The following is a 16,934-nucleotide window of genomic DNA, read 5'->3' on the forward strand; positions in this document are numbered from 1 at the left end:
TTAGGGTATATAGATTGCTAGAAAACACTTTTTTGTTTACAGGAGGAGAAAAGAATGACAAATTCAAAACATAAAAATTTGACAACGAACCAAGGCGTACCTGTTGGCGATAACCAAAACTCAAGAACAGCTGGTCACCGCGGACCTACCTTTCTTGATGATTACCATTTGATTGAAAAACTCGCACACTTTGATCGTGAACGTATTCCAGAACGTGTCGTTCATGCTAGAGGCGCCGGCGCTTACGGTGTGTTTGAAGTAGAAAACAGCATGGAGAAACATACAAAAGCAGCCTTCTTAAGTGAAGAAGGAAAACAAACAGACGTTTTCGTTCGCTTCTCCACTGTTATTCATCCGAAAGGTTCACCTGAAACCTTACGTGACCCGCGCGGCTTTGCTGTCAAATTTTATACAGAAGAAGGCAACTATGATCTCGTTGGTAACAACTTGCCGATCTTCTTTATTCGTGATGCATTGAAATTCCCTGATATGGTTCACTCTCTCAAGCCAGATCCTGTAACCAATATTCAAGATCCTGACCGTTATTGGGATTTTATGACCTTAACACCTGAATCCACTCATATGCTCACATGGCTCTTCTCTGACGAAGGAATTCCTGCAAGCTACGCTGAAATGCGCGGTTCTGGTGTGCATACATTTAGATGGGTGAACAAATACGGTGAAGCAAAATATGTGAAATATCATTGGAGACCTTCTGAAGGTATTCGCAACTTATCTATGGAAGAAGCAGCAGAAATTCAAGCGAACGATTTCCAGCATGCGACAAGAGATTTATATGACCGCATTGAAAAAGGCAACTTCCCAGCATGGGACTTATATGTTCAGCTTATGCCGCTTAGCGATTATGATGAACTTGATTATGACCCATGTGATCCAACAAAAACGTGGAGCGAGGAAGATTATCCGCTTCAAAAAGTAGGACGCATGACACTCAACCGTAATCCTGAAAACTTCTTTGCTGAAACAGAACAGTCTGCTTTCACGCCAAGTGCATTTGTTCCAGGAATTGAGGCATCTGAAGATAAACTGCTTCAAGGTCGTCTGTTCTCATATCCTGATACGCAGCGTCACCGTCTTGGTGCGAACTACATGCGTATTCCGGTTAACTGCCCTTATGCACCTGTACACAATAACCAGCAGGATGGCTTTATGACAACGACCCGCCCAAGCGGTCATATTAACTATGAACCAAACCGTTATGACGATCAGCCAAAGGAAAACCCTCACTACAAAGAAAGTGAGCCAGTTCTCCACGGTGACCGTATGGTGAGACAAAAAATTGAAAAACCGAACGATTTCAAACAAGCTGGGGAAAGATATCGAAGCTACTCTGAGGAAGAGAAACAAGCATTGATTAAAAACCTAACAGCTGATTTGAAAGATGTAAATGACAAAACAAAATTACTTGCAATCTGCAACTTCTATCGTGCCGATGAAGATTACGGCCAGCGATTAGCGGATTCACTTGGTGTGGATATTCGCGCTTATCTTCAAGGAAGCATGAAGTAAATCCATCTCGAAATAAATTGTTGGACAAAGGGCTAAAATGATCTTAATTTTGGCCCTTTGTCTTTTTTTGAGCGTGCTAGTAAGGGCAGTTATTGAGGTTTTGTCAGAACGCCTCGAGCACCTTTTACAAAAAAAGGTGCTTCTTTATAGTCGAAACACGTTAATACTAATCAAATGACCGGTCACCGGATGAAAATAAATTTCAGCATGTGCGGCAAAGTGAGTTGAGCCTTCCTTTACAGTGACGCGGAACACATCTTTTGTCTGCTCATCATTCACTTCTGTACGGCCAATGTATTGATAATCGTTTAAAGCGGCACCTTTATATTCATCTTGCAACGCTGTGTACGCAAGTCTTTCCCAATTTTCAAACGGCTGCATCACTGCTTTTGATACAGGATGAATCATCAAACTACCAAGCAAAACAATTCCTGCTGCAATAAGCATCCACCATTTCGGCTGCATGATATTATTGATCTCACTTTCATATATGTTTTGTTTAGGTTTAGCTGGCCGGTCCTTTTTCATACATGAAGCAATTATTCAGCCTATAATTCCCGGTACACGATTGATGCGGACACCAACTTTTCCCCTGAAAAAGTCGATATGATCCGAGCAAACTAATGAGGACTTCTCAAGGGAAAGGAGAAGGTTTAATGAATGTGGCGGATTATGATAAAGCACTTTATTATACGCATCGCTCGCAATGGGATAATTTACTTATTCTTATGGTACGTACGCAAGATGATTTGCTCTCGAAACGTATTGAGCATTTCTTACATGCGTATCAATTTAACCGGAACGATGCAGATGTTGAAAAATGTTTATATGGGCTCCTGCAGTACATTGACCACGCTTCAGAGGCTGCTGCTTCTGAAGTTTATTCACAACCAATGTACACATAAAGAAAAAGGGCTAAAATGAAGTTTATTTTAGCCCTCCCTTTTTACATATTTAGCAGTGCGCTGTGATGGGAAACATAAAGTGGTCTTTTGCCAATGTTCCTTTGTGTAAATAAACAATGCATCCTCGTCATTTGGCTTTGTAATCGCGTGTAAACCTTCAATTGTCGTATCAGGCGTGAAATAGAAGATCACTTTTTGGTTGTTTCCTTCACAATGCTTTCTACAACTTCTTCTACATTTGGCGTTTGAAGCGAGATGATATCGAACACATGCATCGTTTCATTTTCTTCATTCATCAGCACAGAAGCGTTAGAGATTACCTTCCCGTTATGTACAAAGGAATAAGGTATATATTTTTCATCCCAATAGCCTCTTTCATACCAGTCACTCAACTCCAAATCAAATGTATCGATCGCAAGCTTATTAAAGCTCTCTTTTAATTTGACATCATGGCGATAATCACTTACTAATTCATATTTTTCCACTTTGATTCCCTCCCATTTTAAATTCACCTGTGATTGACCAGTTCATCACCTCCTATAAAATAAAAAAAGACTTGATGAGCATCCACTCGTCAAGTCTTTTTTGGTTTTTCTATTGGAAATTAGACTGTCCATGCTTCTCTTTTTACGCAAAAGGGCACATCAAATAACCAACATCTGTGCTCTTATTAAATTGAATGTGCACTTAAAAGTTTTAGCATAACGACTAAATCCCCTTCTGTCATAGCAGCTCTTTTGGCTGATTTTTTTGATAATCCACTGCATACAGAGCCGCCTGGGTTCGATCTGCCAGCTCTAACTTTGATAATACGTGAGATACGTGCGTTTTGACAGTCTTTTCAGAAATAAACAGCGATGAGGCAATTTCTTTGTTGCTTTTGCCTTTTGCAATCTCAAATAAAACATCTCGCTCCCTATTGGTAAGCTCTTTCATCAATGCCCATTTCTTTTCTTTTGGCTCTGTCAGATGCTGCACAAGAAAGGTCGTGATATGACCATCTAACTGATAGGTGCCATTTTGTACTTCAATCATGGTCGAAAGCAGCTTTTCTGGTGCTACATCCTTTAATTGATAGGCTTTCGCCCCTGCTTGAATGGCGGGAATCACATAATCTTTGTCCGCATAGCTTGTTAGGATCACAATGCGGGTGTCCGGCATTTCCAGCGTCATTTGTTTCGTTGCCTCAATGCCATTCATGACAGGCATAGACAAATCCATTAAGACAATGTCAGGCTGAGTTTTTCTAACAACCTCTAATGCCTCTTGCCCGTTGGACGCCTCACCAACGATGTCCACATCAGGCTGTGTCTGTAAGAAAAACACCAGACCTTTTCTCACAATATGATGATCATCTGCAATGACAACTCTCATGACGATCCCTTCCTTTCTTGTGAAAATGGCACTTTTACATGAAGCGTTGTTCCTTTCCCTAACTCTGAATGGATACAAAATGTACCACCTGCTCTTCGGATGCGGTCAGACATCCCTTTCAGCCCAAGTGAAGGAAGGCTCATCTGTTCGTCATATTGAAAACCTTTTCCAAGGTCAATGATTTTCATCTCGAACATGTCTTTTGTTTGCTCAAGTTTGACCTCGACTTCTTCTACTTCCGCATGTTTTTGACAGTTATTCAGCGCTTCTTGACATACCCGAAATAAAGTTTCATTGTGTGAATGATCCATTTCTATACAGCCTGATAAGGATAACGTGCATCGTAATCCTAAAAGCTGTGCATACTCTTCAATTGCTGTCGTAAACCCTTTTTCAAGGCCTCTTGGTCTCAGCTGCCAAATGAGTGACCGCATTTCAATCAGAGCGTCTTGTGACAAATGCTGAATAAAATCAATCATTTCCCCTAGATTCTGATCGCTTGTCATTTGTCGTGCAGCCTTAGCAGTCAGACTCACAGAGAATAGCATTTGGTTGACAGAATCATGTAAATCTTGTGCCAGCCGGTTTCTTTCTTGTAAAAGGGCGTGCTGCTGTTCATTTTGCACAAGCTTCATCCGCTGAATCGCTGTGCCAATTTGAAGCGCAATGCTTTCAAGCAAATTCAGCTCTTCTTGTGTAAATGTGACTTTTCCCTTTGCCGCAACATTTAATAAGCCGAACGTTCGCTTACATGCTTGTAGCGGCACCGTCGCATGATGTGTAATCCCTTCTGTATCGCCAAGCTTTTGTTCAATCGCCGTTTCAATCCGTTTGCAGTTCATAATATTCGTGGCTGATTGCAGTGAGCCTTTTGTGTATCGATTGATGCAATAACAATCATTTTGACACATGAGCTGTTTTTGATGCTTTGCGAGTGCTTCAGGTAAAGAAACCTCTGCCATCAGTTCATATGACCCGTCTTTTTCTATAAAATAAATCCATGCTGAATGAAAGCCTGTGACATCCATCAGCATATGGAGCACTTCATGGAGCGTTTCTTTCATTTCCATGCCTTCATTTAGCTTTTCAGCAATTTCTTTTAACGTTTTTAATGTTTCAACCTTCTCTTGGTATTCTCCCATACTGTTTACCCCCGGCATTTACAGCCTTCACTTATCATTACGCTCATTATACCATGAGCCCCCTAGTGGCTCTTTCTCCAAAAGAATGACTTTTTCTCATCCTTTTGACTGAGAAAAAAGCCATCATGTATTCATACACGATGGCCTTGTCTTTCGTTATTTCGCTGTTTCTTCCACAATATCATAAACGACTTTCATCACTTCTTCTGACAGATGCTTTAGCTTTTCTTCACTATCTGTTAAAGATGTGCCTTTGACTGCAATATAAAATTTCACTTTAGGCTCAGTGCCGGAAGGTCTTAAGCAGAACCACGAACCATCCTCAAGGAAATATTTCAGCACGTTTGATGCTGGCAGATGAATGGTTTCCTCTTTCTTTTCAGCCACAAGATGTCTTTGACTTGATTGGTAATCCTCGATCACTGTGATGCGCTGCCCTGCGATGACAGCTGGCGGATTTGTTCTAAAGGTATGAAGGATCGCTGAAATCTGCTCTGCTCCCTCTTTTCCTTTTAAGGTTAATGACTTTAATCCTTCACGGTAAAATCCAAACTGCTTGAAAATATCGACAAGCGCGTCGTACAAGGACTTGCCCTGTTTTTTATAGAAGGCAGCGACTTCAACGGCTAATAATGCCGCTTGCACCGCATCTTTATCTCGGGCAAAGTCACCGATCAAATAGCCATAGCTCTCTTCATAACCGAATTGAAACGTGTATTCTCCGCTCTTTTCAAACTGCTTAATTTTTTCTCCAATAAATTTAAAGCCTGTAAGTGTATCTATCGTGTCGGCACCAAAAGCTGATGCTACAGCACGCCCAAGCTCACTTGTGACAATGGTTTTCATCACAACGGGACGAGGCGGCAACTGACCCAGCTTTTGTTTTTCAGACAATAAATAATGGAGCAGCAGGGCGCCTGTTTGGTTGCCTGTTAAAACGGTAAATTCTCCTTCGTGATCTCTGACTGCAATGCCTAACCTGTCAGCATCTGGGTCTGTTGCAATGAGGATATCGGCATTTTGTTTTTCGCCAAGCTTGATGGCGTACTCAAATGCTGCATGCTCCTCTGGGTTAGGCGAGGTCACTGTTGAGAACTGTGGATCTGGTTTTTCCTGCTCAGGCACAACCGTGACATGCTGATAACCTAGAGCCTGAAGCCCGTTTCTGACAGGGTGATTGGCCGTCCCATGAAGCGGAGTAAACACGACTTTGACATCGACCTCATGTGCCAGCTCAGGGTGCACACTTATGGTTTTTAATTTTTCAATATAAGCATGGTCGATTTCTTCTCCGATCATTTTGATCAGTCCTTGCTGTTTCAGCGTTTCTTCAGAATCAACTGAAATCGACAGTTCATTTTCAATTGCATCTACTTCTTGAATGACTTGATCTGCTTCAAATGGAGGCAGCTGCCCGCCATCTTCACCATAGACTTTATAGCCATTATATTCTGGTGGATTATGACTTGCTGTCACAACGATTCCAGCAAATGCATGCAGCTCACGAACCGCAAAGGAGAGCTCTGGTGTCGGACGCAATTCATCGAATACGTACGTTTGAATGCCTTGTGAAGCAAGTGTTTTGGCTGCTTCCATCGCAAATTCAGGCGATTTATGACGTGAATCATATGCAATGGCGACGCCTCTTTTTTTTGCATCCTCTCCATGTTTCGCAATATACGCAGCAAGACCTGCTGATGCTTTACGAACAGTATACACATTCATTCGGTTCGTGCCTGCACCAATCTCACCGCGCATTCCTCCAGTGCCGAACTCAAGGTTTTTGTAGAAACAGTCTTCAAGTGCTTGATGATCATCTTGATGCGTCTCCAGCCATTCCCTTAGTTCAGTATCCAGGTGCTTCTCATTGATCCATCGCTCATAACTCGTCTTCCAACTCATGGTCGTCCTCCCCAGCTCTTATCATCAATAAAATAACATCTACTGTTATTTTATATGGAATCACCCTTTATGTCATGCTATATCATTGGCAGTTGGAAAAAATACTGAATAAATAAAAAAAGCCGATACATGATCGGCTTTTCCTTTTATTCAGCATCAAGCGGTACGACTGCTTCATGGAATAATTGATCTAATTCTGTTTGATGTTTCTGTTTTGCTGCTTCATCCCAGCCAAAACGCTCTGCCATATAATCAACAACAGGCTGTGCGTATTTTTTTGCCCAATTGATGTTAAATAATAGGCTTCCTGTTCTTCTTAAGAAGAAATCGACAGGTGTTACAGCTAATTCTTCTTCGATCGCATAGACAAGCTCTGCCAGCACATATGCTGGAATGTTTCGTTTGTCTGCTTCCACTTGAAGCTGCTCTACTCGTTTGTAGACACTGCTGACGTTTGAACCATATTTTTCAGCTAGCTTTTGTGCAATCGGTTCTGTTAAACCAACAGATGCTCCTTCTGCTGTTTTCGCTTGAACAAAAGCTGCCATGTTTTTAGATCCGCCTACATGACCGCCTGAGATTGGCATATGCTTTGTTTTACATGGTCCGTAATCTTTGCCAGTCTCTTGCTTCAATCCATCACGTACTAGATCAACAATATGCTCAGCCATTTTGCGGTAGCCTGTTAATTTACCACCAGCAATAGTGATTAAGCCTGAAGATGATGTCCACACTTCATCCTTACGAGAAATTTCTGAAGGATCTTTGCCCTCTTCATGAATGAGCGGACGAAGACCGGCCCAGTTGGACTCCACATCTTTTTCTGTAATATTGAGATCAGGGAACATGTACTGAATCGCTTGGATAACATAGTCACGATCGGCTTTTGTCATACGCGGATGCTCCAGCTGTTTTTTGTACACTGTATCTGTTGTTCCAACGTACGTTTTGCCTTCTCTTGGAATGGCAAAGACCATACGTTTATCAGGTGTATCAAAGTAGATCGCTTGTTTTAATGGGAAAACCGATTGGTCGAATACTAAGTGAATTCCTTTTGTATGCTGTAAGTGTTTCCCTTCTTTTGAGTGATCTTTGTCTCTAAGCTGATCTACCCATGGACCTGTCGCATTGACGATCTTCTTCGCATACACATCATATGTTTTCTTCGTCATGACATCTTCAATGACAACACCAACCACTTTGCCTTTATCATAAATAAATTCTTTTACTTTCGCATAGTTGACCGCTTCTGCTCCGAATTTCACAGCCTCTTTCATCACTTCGATTGTGAGGCGTGCATCATCTGTACGGTATTCAACATAGTAGCCGCCGCCTTTTAAGCCGTCCTTTTTGACAAGCGGTTCTTTTTCAAGTGTTTCTTTCGCACTTAGCATGCTTCTGCGTTCGCTATGCTTTACGCCAGCTAAAAAGTCATACACTCTCAGTCCAATAGAGGTTGAAAACTTCCCGAATGTCCCGCCTTTATGCATCGGAAGAAGCATCCATTCTGGCGTTGTGACATGAGGACCATTTTCGTATACGATGGCACGCTCTTTACCGACCTCTGCGACCATTTTCACTTCAAATTGTTTTAAATAACGAAGTCCACCGTGCACTAGCTTCGTTGAGCGGCTAGACGTACCTGCTGCGAAATCCTGCATTTCTGCAAGACCGACACGCATTCCGCGTGAAGCCGCGTCAAGTGCTGTTCCAGCGCCTGTTATACCCCCACCAATGATAAACACATCATATGGTTTTTTTGTCATTTCCTGTAGCATTTGTTCTCTTTCTAAGCTAGAAAAAGTCATCTCTTGTTCCTCCCATGTTGTACGGTAAAGAAAAAGAGACCGCAAACACCCAAAGCGTATTTCTACACTTCGGTGCCTGCGGTCTCTCCAGTTCTCCAACCGTTCTATTAACTTACTTGAAGTATACCATACTTTTGGTTTATTTGAAAGCTTGAGCTGCTTTTACAGCCTTTTTCCACCCGCTGTATAACGAGTCACGGCTGTCCTCTTCCATTTTAGGGTCAAAGCGCTTGTCAAGGTTCCATTGTTTTGCAATGTCTGAACGGTCGTTCCAGAAGCCAACTGCTATTCCCGCAAGATAGGCCGCACCGAGTGCCGTCGTTTCATTAATTTCTGGACGCTCTACAGGTACATCCAGCAAATCACTTTGGAAGCCCATTAAGAAATCATTCTTTACAGCTCCGCCATCTACACGCAAAGTTTTTAATGAGATGTTTGAATCCTTTTCCATCGCATCTAAAACATCCTTTGTTTGATAAGCAAGTGATTCTAACGTTGCACGGACAAAGTGCTCTTTAGAAGTACCGCGTGTTAATCCAAATACAGCGCCTCTGACATCACTGTCCCAGTATGGTGTGCCTAGACCAACGAATGCTGGAACGACATATACGCCGTCTGTTGACTCAACGCGCTCCGCATAGGCTTCGCTGTCTTTTGAGTCTTTAAACATTCTCAGTCCATCGCGCAGCCACTGAATCGCTGAACCAGCTACGAAAATACTTCCTTCTAAAGCATATTCAACTTTACCGTCAATGCCCCATGCAATCGTCGTTAATAAACCATGATCCGACTTAATTGCTTTTTCCCCTGTATTCATCAACATGAAACATCCTGTACCATACGTGTTCTTCGCCATTCCTTCTTCAAAGCAAGCCTGACCGAATAGTGCAGACTGCTGGTCTCCCGCCGCTCCTGCAATCGGGATATTTCTGCCGAAGAAGTGATAGTCTGTTGTTTCACCATAGATGTGTGAAGATGGTTTTACCTCCGGAAGCATAGAAGCAGGTACGCCAAGGATATCCAGTAATTCTTCATCCCATTTCAGATCGTAAATGTTGAACATTAACGTTCTTGACGCGTTGGAGTAATCTGTGACGTGTGATTGACCGCCTGTCATCTTCCAAATGAGCCATGTATCAATTGTGCCAAACAGCAAGTCGCCATTTTCTGCTTTCTCACGAGCACCTTCTACATTGTCTAAAATCCATTTTACTTTTGTCCCTGAGAAATAAGCATCAATGAGAAGACCTGTTTTATTTCTAAACGTTTCATTGTGTCCTTGCGCTTTTAACTCTTCACAAATGCCTGACGTTTGTCTAGACTGCCAAACAATTGCATTATAAACAGGTGCGCCTGTATGTTTATCCCAAACAACAGCTGTCTCACGCTGGTTCGTAATGCCGATACCGGCGATTTGATCTGCTTCAATGCCTGATTCAATTAAAGCAGTTGAAATGACGGATAGAACAGAGCTCCAAATTTCATTTGCGTTATGTTCTACCCAGCCTGGGTTCGGAAAATATTGATTAAATTCCTTCTGAGCTGTATGTGCAATTTTGCCTTCTTGATCAAATAAGATCGCTCTTGAGCTTGTTGTCCCTTGATCTAAAGCGAGAATATATTTTTCTTTTGCCATGGTGTTTTCCTCCCCTTACATACTTTCATTTACAGCATTTGTTTGATTTTTCGTAGAGACATAGAGTCCTAACAATACCACAACTAAAATAACGCTTACAATCCAAAAGGCTGGAGTGATGTTCGCTTTAAAGGCTGCATTGTAGAAAACACCGCCAAATGCGCCGCCTAAAATTGGACCAACGACTGGCACCCACGCATACTTCCAATTGGATGGACCTTTACCTGGAATCGGCAGAATCGCATGTGCAATTCTCGGACCTAAATCACGTGCAGGGTTGATTGCATAACCAGTTGTTCCGCCTAATGAAAGACCAATTGCGACAATTAAGAAACCAACAATCAGCGGATTGATTCCGTCTGCGAATTTATTTGCACCAATCGCTAAGATTCCTAGAACCAATACAAATGTACCGATGACTTCACTAAGTACGTTTGCAAAAGTATGCGGAATCGCAGGACCAGTTGAGAATACACCCAGCTTTGCACCTGGATCGTCTGTTGCTTTCCAGTGCGGTAAGTAATGTAAAAAGACAATAATAGCTCCTAATAATGCGCCAAGCATTTGACCGGCAATATACATTGGTACATCAGCCCAAGGAAAACTTCCTTCTAGCGCAAGCCCGATTGTTAGTGCTGGATTCAAATGTGCTCCGCTGATTCCACCTGTTGCATAAGCTGCTATAGCTACTGCAAATCCCCATCCGAAAGCGATTACAATCCAGCCGGACTGATATGCAAGCGATTTCTTTAAATTGACTGCCGCACAAACACCGCCTCCAAAAATAATAAGCAGCATTGTCCCTACGACTTCACCCCAAAATGGTGTCATGAAAATTCCTCCTCTGGTTCAGTTGCCATCCCCTATGAATGTTTAAAAAAAGATAAAGAAAAAAGATCCACAACAAACATACTTTACATCAGGGTCATTTGTCACCTAGTAAAGCGCTGTTGTGGATCTCCGTTTCTCCATCACATGATATTAACTTAGTGCTATAGTATCAGAGAATGAAAACGTTGTCAATCAATTTTCACATTTTATCTTTTTCACTTTTGGAACGCTTTCCAAAGGGCTGTATTCGATGTTGTCACAGCTGTAGCACCTGCTTCAAGCGCTCTTTCTACATCTTCTTTTGTACGGATAAATCCGCCTGCAAATATTGGAATCCCAGCTCGCTCGCGCACTTCTGTAATTAAATCCGGTACCACCCCTGGCAATACTTCAATAAAATCTGGGCGATGCTTTCCTACGAACTCCATGCTTTTTTCCATAGCACTTGTATCAAGTAAAAACATTCGCTGAATGGCATATACCTTCTTTTGTTTGGCTTTTACTATGACAGAAGACCTAGTAGAAATAATTCCTGCCGGCTTCATTTCCTGACAAATAAATTCCGTTCCATACTCATCATGTTTGATCCCGTGAATGAGATCGACATGGACAAACATTTTTTTATGATGGGCATTTGCCTCATTCATGATGCCCTTTAGCCGGCCTAAATGGACATCAAGTAAGACCCCATATGTAAATGGACTTTTTAAAAATTCCTCAAATTGCTTCATATTGCGAACAGCAGGTAGAATGGGTTGATCATGAAAACTCATATGCCGTCTCCTTCTAAAGTGTATTGGTTCAGTCTTCTCCTAACAGTAATAGAATCTCTTCTATTTTTCAATACACCTAGTGTATCCAATGTCGATTTTACTTAGCAGCATCTGAATGGATCTATGTATGTGCTTTTTCCATAGAAAAAAGCAGAGAAATCTCTCTGCTATAACTGTGCCATACTTTCTTTAAGCGTGTTTATAATAAATGAGGCGTCTTCGTCTGTTATATTTAGCGGCGGTGCAAGCTGGGCCACGTTATTATAGCCGGCAACCGTATCACCATTTTTCCCGATGATCAGTCCGCGTTTTTTACATTCTGCAATCAATTGACCGACAACCTGTTGATCAGCTGGTTTTTTGGACTGTTGATCCTGGACAAGCTCAATTCCAAACAGCAGGCCTTTTCCTCTGACATCACCGACAAATGGATGCTCTTTTAACTCTTGCAAACGTTCAAGCATGTCTTGCCCAAGCGTGTCAGACCGTTCTACTAATTTCTCGTTTTCCATGATCTCTAGGTTCGCAAGGGCAACCGCACAGGAAGCAGGGTGACCGCCAAATGTATTCACATGGCGCAGCCTGTCATACGTATCTTCCCCTGCATAGGCTTCATAGATTTCTCGTTTCACGCACGTTGCAGAAAGAGGTAAATAGCCGCTTGTGATCCCTTTTGCCATTGTGATGATGTCCGGCTTTACATCTTCATGCATAAAACCAAACCGCTTCCCTGTACGGCCAAAGCCGCAGATGACTTCATCCACAATGAGAAGCGCTCCATGAGCCTCACAGATGTCTTTGACCTTCTTCAAATACCCTTTTGGAGGCATCAAGATACCGCCGCCTGTAATGATCGGCTCCATAATAACTCCAGCAATGGTCTCACTTAGTTCCCACGTCATGGCTTGATCGATTGCCGCTGCACTTGCCAAATTTTCTTGATCCTCAGGATGACGATACATATCAGGCGGTGCGACATGGATAAAACCTTGACCTAATGGTTCATATTTATATTTACGCTGCGCCTGCCCCGTTGCGGCAAGGGCAGCTGCTGTATTGCCGTGATACGACCGATATCTGGAGATGAACTTTGTTCTTGCGTTCTCTCCTTTTTGCGCATGATATTGTTTGGCAATCTTAAATGCGGCTTCATTGGCTTCAGAACCGCTGTTAGAAAAGAAGATGACATAGTCCCCTCCAAGCCATTCATTTAGCTTTTCAGCCAATTGAATCGCTGGCACATGGCTTTGCGTCAGCGGATAGTAAGGCATTGTATTTAGCTGCTTATATGCCGCTTCTGCAAGCTCTTTTCTGCCATAACCGGCATTTACACACCAAAGACCTGACATACCGTCTAAATAGCGATTCCCATGAATATCTGTCACCCATGCGCCTTCTGCCTCGTGAATAACCATGCTTTCATTTTCCTTGTTTGTCCCTTTCATATGATGCCAGATCAACTGATCATCTTTCGCCTGAAGATTTTGAGCCTGTTCATGTATTTTCATCTTCCCGCCCCCATGTATCCGTTTTCATCACTAAAGAAGCTTAGACCGGTTCTGCAGCACATTGCCTCTCCATTCATTATATGGATGAAAAGTGAGGCATATGAAACTGAGACTAGGCCGCCTGTAAGAGAGAACCAACCGTTACTTTCATTATAAAAAAGGGGCCGGGCTGATTACATTAGACAGATCGTCAACTGATTGAAAAGAACGATAAGACATTCTACTCGGGTGCCTTAGCAAATCTAACAAATCTCGTTAACGTCGATTTCCTTGCAGGAATTCATATGCAAGAATCGCAAATTCAAGCGCCTGTCGTTTCGGCGCCTGCATCATATCCTCGCCAAGCAATGCATGCAGTTTATCTAGTCTATGATAAAGGGTCTGCCTGACAATAAAGAGCTGGCTTGCAGTTTCCTTTTTAGAACCGTTTGTCTGTAAAAAGATATTCAGCGTTTGATAGAGTCTTCCGCTATTTTGCTTATCATATAAAAGCACAGGCTCCAAATACTCTTTCACCATACATTCAAGCAGTCCGCTTTCCTGCATGACAGGCATGAGACGGAGCATATGCAAATCTTGATAAAATGGGCTTTCCACCCGCTGGGGCATCACTTTCTTTAAATGCAGCATCTCTTTGGCTGCTTGAAAGCTTTTTCTCATATGCTGAAATTGCTCACAATATGGACCGATGCCAAAATTGATCACGGTTCCGCGTGGCTGCTCCCGATCATACAATTGTTTAATGTCGCTTGCAGCCTTCTCTGCACGCTCTTTCCAGTCCTCCTTTTTTCTCGTGTTCAATAAAATAAACAAGGTTTGTCCTTGATGCTCATACGGAATCAAATGGAAACCCGCACGCTGAAAGATGGAGCGGCACGATACGAGAAAATAAAGATTTCCTGCGATTTCTTCGATTTGATGATGCTTTTGAAAGAGCATCACGACACAGCCGGTTGGTTTTTTCAATCCTTCTGTTTCTTCAAGATGCTCTAATATATCTCTTTCTGTATGCTCTTCTTGGAACCATTTTTGCAGCCATTCGTTCTCTTTTGTCTTCTTCAATTCTTCTGTATAAAGTTCTCTTAGCGTTTGCTGGGCAAGAGCATTTGCCCCTTTATCCATTACGAGCAGTTCGAATTCTGAGAGCGCGTTCGTTTGATGAATGAGCACAAGGTCTGCAAATGTCTGCTTGAGTGCAAGCACTTGTTTTTGGGTCACTTCGTATCCTTTTGGCAAGGAAGCAAACTGTAAATAATTCATGACCAGCTCTTCGGTTTGTTTAGAGGAATCACATAAAATAATCGGCTCCCCCTGAACAGGAATGAGTAAAAGAATGCCCCTTACGTGCTGATACACTTGATCCAAAATATCCATCTGCGGATGGGGAGTCAGCAAAAGCTCATTCAGCTTTGATGATAGTGCTTCTAAATCAGCCATCATTTGATACTGGCGTTCAATCATCATCGTATGGAGATGCTGTGTGATGTTGACGAATTTCACTTCTTTTGTAAACAGAATCAGCGGAAAATCTCTTTCTTCTGCATACGCAATCAGTTCTTCCGGCACATCGAATCTGAGCGGTACAAATTCAATACACAAGCCTGCCGCACCAGAATCGATCAGCTGTTTTAAAAATGCTTGAAACACATCCAATTGATCATGAAAGCCTGCAGCTGTTGTTAGTATGAGCTCTCCCCCATTTAACAAATCTTCTACAGCAGCTACTTCTAACACATGGACCCATTTGACCTGCCGAAACAATCCCTTTTCTCCTGCTAACACTTTCGCATGGGCAAAATACTTTGTTTTCAACACATCACTCACTTGAAAATGAACATCTACATTCATTGATATGTCCCCCTTTATTTGCCGCCCATCCCCTATCCCAGAGGGTGCATAGATAAAATCCATAATAAAACAGGTAAAGTCACGATACTTAAAACGGTACTGAGAAATGTCGCGCTTGAGACAAACTCAGGCTTCGTTCGAAATTGTACTGCCATCAGCGTAGTATTTGCTGCTGTCGGCATAGCTGCAACTAAGATCATAATTTGTTTCACTAGATCATCTACCGGTAAAATGAGTGTAAAGCCAAATGCGATGAGTGGTGAGATAAACAGCTTCAGCAATACAGCATAAGATATATTGCGATAATCCACCTGCTTAAAAGAAATGACAGCAAGCTGCATACCTAAAATAAGCATAATCGTCGGTATGGCGGCATCTCCCACAAGCTGGACACCCGTCATCACCTCTTTAGGTAATGAAAGATCAATCAGCTGAAATAATAGACCGAGGAGTGCCCCATATGCAACCGGCATACGCAGCACTTTTTTCAGCACGACCTTTCCATCCCCTGCATCCTCTCCGCCCTTTGCTGCATAATACATACCGATCGTACTCATGACAAGCTGCTGCAGCACCATTAAAACGATGGCAATATCTAAACCAGCTGCTCCGAAGACAAGCAGGACAACAGGCGTGCCGTAATTCCCATTGTTCATAAATGCTGACGACAGTATCATGGCACAATACATTTCCTTCGAATAACCATAGATACGAGATAAAATAAAGACACATAAAACAAGTGAAAGACAAAGTCCGACGACAAAAATAGATAGGTACACATAGTCCATCGACACTTTGTTTTGATAGAAGGTTTCAAACGCAAGAAATGGTGACATTAAATATAAAGACATTGATGAGAGCGTATGTATGTCAAAACCAATGGCCTTCTGCCCAATATACCCGATAAGAAAGATACCGAACACTGGCAGTAAGACAAGTAAAAACTCCATGCTGCACCTACTTTTCTCTAGAAGAATTTCTATTTTTTGCTTCCTCATTATCATACCACTGTTAAACAATAAAAAAGAAGCACCCTTATGAAAGGCCGCTTCTCTCCTCATCCAAATAGAACACTTCCCACAAATGACCATCAAGATCCTGAAAGCTCCAGCCATACATGAACCCATGATCCTGCTTTTCCTTAAACGGTGAGCCGCCTGCTGCCATCGCCTGCTCCACCAGCTCATCAACCTCTTTTCGTGAATCAACTCGCATAGAGACAATGACCTCTGATCCCTGCCTTGCATCCACCAATTGTTTCTCTGAAATGGTTTGAAAATGCTTATGGGTTAACAGCATGACCGTGATGGTGTCACCAATGACCAAACAAGCTGCCTGATCATTCGTCAGCTGCTCTTGAAAGTCAAAACCCAGCTGCTCAAAAAAAGCCTTTGATTCCTTGACATGCTTTACCGGTAAATTGATATACAAATGTTTAGCTTGTCGCCCCATTTTCCTCTCCTTTTTGAACACATGATCTCCTTTCAGTATATTCGGATTTTGCTCCGGCATCCCTTTATCACAAGAAAAAATAAGCCCCCTGCCTTATTTGGAATATTTTTTAATAAATTATGATGAATTTTGAACAGGTGGCAGTGAATGCCTTAGCTCGTCCAGCTACTATGTCTCTTAAAAAAAAGTAATCAAAAAGAAGCGCCTTGTGATAGGCGCTTCCTT

At 42.3% G+C, this 16,934-nt stretch carries 15 protein-coding genes; 2 read left to right on the forward strand and 13 right to left on the reverse strand.

Annotated elements, in window-relative coordinates:
* Positions 1 to 54 precede the first annotated feature (54 nt).
* The gene (locus ACP69X_RS09505) at positions 55 to 1,530 is read left to right on the forward strand and encodes a catalase (RefSeq protein ID WP_075611090.1); all 1,476 of its coding nucleotides are present in this window, start codon (positions 55 to 57) and stop codon (positions 1,528 to 1,530) included.
* A gap of 144 nt (positions 1,531 to 1,674) precedes the next feature.
* Here the strand turns inward: ACP69X_RS09505 and ACP69X_RS09510 are convergent, their stop codons facing one another.
* Positions 1,675 to 1,995: a YqzG/YhdC family protein gene (locus ACP69X_RS09510; RefSeq protein WP_370333791.1), complete on the reverse strand. Its 321-nt coding sequence runs from the start codon at positions 1,993 to 1,995 to the stop codon at positions 1,675 to 1,677.
* A gap of 191 nt (positions 1,996 to 2,186) precedes the next feature.
* Here ACP69X_RS09510 and ACP69X_RS09515 point away from each other — a divergent pair, with 191 nt between their 5' ends.
* Positions 2,187 to 2,435, forward strand: a complete 249-nt coding sequence (locus ACP69X_RS09515; protein ID WP_024426598.1) for a YhdB family protein — start codon at positions 2,187 to 2,189, stop codon at positions 2,433 to 2,435.
* Between the two features lie 188 nt (positions 2,436 to 2,623).
* Here the strand turns inward: ACP69X_RS09515 and ACP69X_RS09520 are convergent, their stop codons facing one another.
* From ACP69X_RS09520 to ACP69X_RS09575, 12 genes are all read right to left on the reverse strand, one after another.
* The gene (locus tag ACP69X_RS09520; protein WP_269104031.1) at positions 2,624 to 2,920 is read right to left on the reverse strand and encodes a hypothetical protein; all 297 of its coding nucleotides are present in this window, start codon (positions 2,918 to 2,920) and stop codon (positions 2,624 to 2,626) included.
* 238 nt (positions 2,921 to 3,158) lie between these two features.
* On the reverse strand, positions 3,159 to 3,809 hold the full coding sequence (locus ACP69X_RS09525; RefSeq protein ID WP_041089590.1) for a response regulator: 651 nt from the start codon (positions 3,807 to 3,809) through the stop codon (positions 3,159 to 3,161).
* Positions 3,806 to 4,951 carry a GAF domain-containing sensor histidine kinase gene (locus tag ACP69X_RS09530; RefSeq protein WP_041089588.1) on the reverse strand — a complete coding sequence of 382 codons (1,146 nt, stop codon included), beginning with the start codon at positions 4,949 to 4,951 and terminating at the stop codon, positions 3,806 to 3,808. Before ACP69X_RS09530 ends, ACP69X_RS09525 begins: the two co-directional genes overlap by 4 nt.
* A gap of 156 nt (positions 4,952 to 5,107) precedes the next feature.
* Positions 5,108 to 6,853, reverse strand: a complete 1,746-nt coding sequence (locus ACP69X_RS09535) for a phospho-sugar mutase (protein ID WP_041089586.1) — start codon at positions 6,851 to 6,853, stop codon at positions 5,108 to 5,110.
* 146 nt (positions 6,854 to 6,999) lie between these two features.
* Positions 7,000 to 8,661: a glycerol-3-phosphate dehydrogenase gene (gene glpD, locus ACP69X_RS09540; RefSeq protein ID WP_073979252.1), complete on the reverse strand. Its 1,662-nt coding sequence runs from the start codon at positions 8,659 to 8,661 to the stop codon at positions 7,000 to 7,002.
* A 139-nt stretch (positions 8,662 to 8,800) separates the two neighbouring features.
* Entirely contained in the window at positions 8,801 to 10,297 is a 1,497-nt protein-coding gene (gene glpK, locus ACP69X_RS09545) for a glycerol kinase GlpK (RefSeq protein WP_041089582.1), read from the reverse strand.
* 15 nt (positions 10,298 to 10,312) lie between these two features.
* Positions 10,313 to 11,128 (reverse strand): MIP/aquaporin family protein, encoded by an 816-nt coding sequence (locus tag ACP69X_RS09550; RefSeq protein ID WP_039177442.1) that lies wholly within the window; start codon positions 11,126 to 11,128, stop codon positions 10,313 to 10,315.
* 215 nt (positions 11,129 to 11,343) lie between these two features.
* Positions 11,344 to 11,901, reverse strand: coding sequence for a glycerol-3-phosphate responsive antiterminator (locus ACP69X_RS09555; RefSeq protein WP_024425304.1), 558 nt, complete (start codon positions 11,899 to 11,901; stop codon positions 11,344 to 11,346).
* 167 nt (positions 11,902 to 12,068) lie between these two features.
* Entirely contained in the window at positions 12,069 to 13,409 is a 1,341-nt protein-coding gene (locus ACP69X_RS09560; protein WP_075611085.1) for an aspartate aminotransferase family protein, read from the reverse strand.
* 255 nt (positions 13,410 to 13,664) lie between these two features.
* Complete coding sequence (locus tag ACP69X_RS09565) at positions 13,665 to 15,257, reverse strand: PucR family transcriptional regulator (RefSeq protein WP_041089576.1); 1,593 nt, start codon at positions 15,255 to 15,257, stop codon at positions 13,665 to 13,667.
* Positions 15,258 to 15,289: 32 nt separating this feature from the next.
* Positions 15,290 to 16,207 carry an AEC family transporter gene (locus tag ACP69X_RS09570; protein ID WP_041089574.1) on the reverse strand — a complete coding sequence of 306 codons (918 nt, stop codon included), beginning with the start codon at positions 16,205 to 16,207 and terminating at the stop codon, positions 15,290 to 15,292.
* 85 nt (positions 16,208 to 16,292) lie between these two features.
* Positions 16,293 to 16,709 (reverse strand): VOC family protein, encoded by a 417-nt coding sequence (locus ACP69X_RS09575; RefSeq protein WP_024425308.1) that lies wholly within the window; start codon positions 16,707 to 16,709, stop codon positions 16,293 to 16,295.
* Positions 16,710 to 16,934: the final 225 nt, after the last annotated feature.

The organism is Bacillus sp. DC4300-2b2, from assembly GCF_049895685.1.
GTDB lineage: Bacteria > Bacillota > Bacilli > Bacillales > Bacillaceae > Bacillus > Bacillus safensis.

Excerpts from the sequence above, each read along its gene's own strand:
- ACP69X_RS09510 (WP_370333791.1), bottom strand. The coding sequence starts at position 1,995 with ATGCAGCCGAAATGGTGGATGCTTATTGCAGCAGGAATTGTTTTGCTT.
- ACP69X_RS09550 (WP_039177442.1), bottom strand. The coding sequence starts at position 11,128 with ATGACACCATTTTGGGGTGAAGTCGTAGGGACAATGCTGCTTATTATT.
- ACP69X_RS09525 (WP_041089590.1), bottom strand. The coding sequence starts at position 3,809 with ATGAGAGTTGTCATTGCAGATGATCATCATATTGTGAGAAAAGGTCTG.
- ACP69X_RS09505 (WP_075611090.1), top strand. The coding sequence starts at position 55 with ATGACAAATTCAAAACATAAAAATTTGACAACGAACCAAGGCGTACCT.
- glpK (WP_041089582.1), bottom strand. The coding sequence starts at position 10,297 with ATGGCAAAAGAAAAATATATTCTCGCTTTAGATCAAGGGACAACAAGC.
- ACP69X_RS09565 (WP_041089576.1), bottom strand. The coding sequence starts at position 15,257 with ATGAATGTAGATGTTCATTTTCAAGTGAGTGATGTGTTGAAAACAAAG.
- ACP69X_RS09535 (WP_041089586.1), bottom strand. The coding sequence starts at position 6,853 with ATGAGTTGGAAGACGAGTTATGAGCGATGGATCAATGAGAAGCACCTG.
- ACP69X_RS09575 (WP_024425308.1), bottom strand. The coding sequence starts at position 16,709 with ATGGGGCGACAAGCTAAACATTTGTATATCAATTTACCGGTAAAGCAT.
- ACP69X_RS09570 (WP_041089574.1), bottom strand. The coding sequence starts at position 16,207 with ATGGAGTTTTTACTTGTCTTACTGCCAGTGTTCGGTATCTTTCTTATC.
- ACP69X_RS09555 (WP_024425304.1), bottom strand. The coding sequence starts at position 11,901 with ATGAGTTTTCATGATCAACCCATTCTACCTGCTGTTCGCAATATGAAG.
- ACP69X_RS09560 (WP_075611085.1), bottom strand. The coding sequence starts at position 13,409 with ATGAAAATACATGAACAGGCTCAAAATCTTCAGGCGAAAGATGATCAG.
- glpD (WP_073979252.1), bottom strand. The coding sequence starts at position 8,661 with ATGACTTTTTCTAGCTTAGAAAGAGAACAAATGCTACAGGAAATGACA.
- ACP69X_RS09515 (WP_024426598.1), top strand. The coding sequence starts at position 2,187 with ATGAATGTGGCGGATTATGATAAAGCACTTTATTATACGCATCGCTCG.
- ACP69X_RS09530 (WP_041089588.1), bottom strand. The coding sequence starts at position 4,951 with ATGGGAGAATACCAAGAGAAGGTTGAAACATTAAAAACGTTAAAAGAA.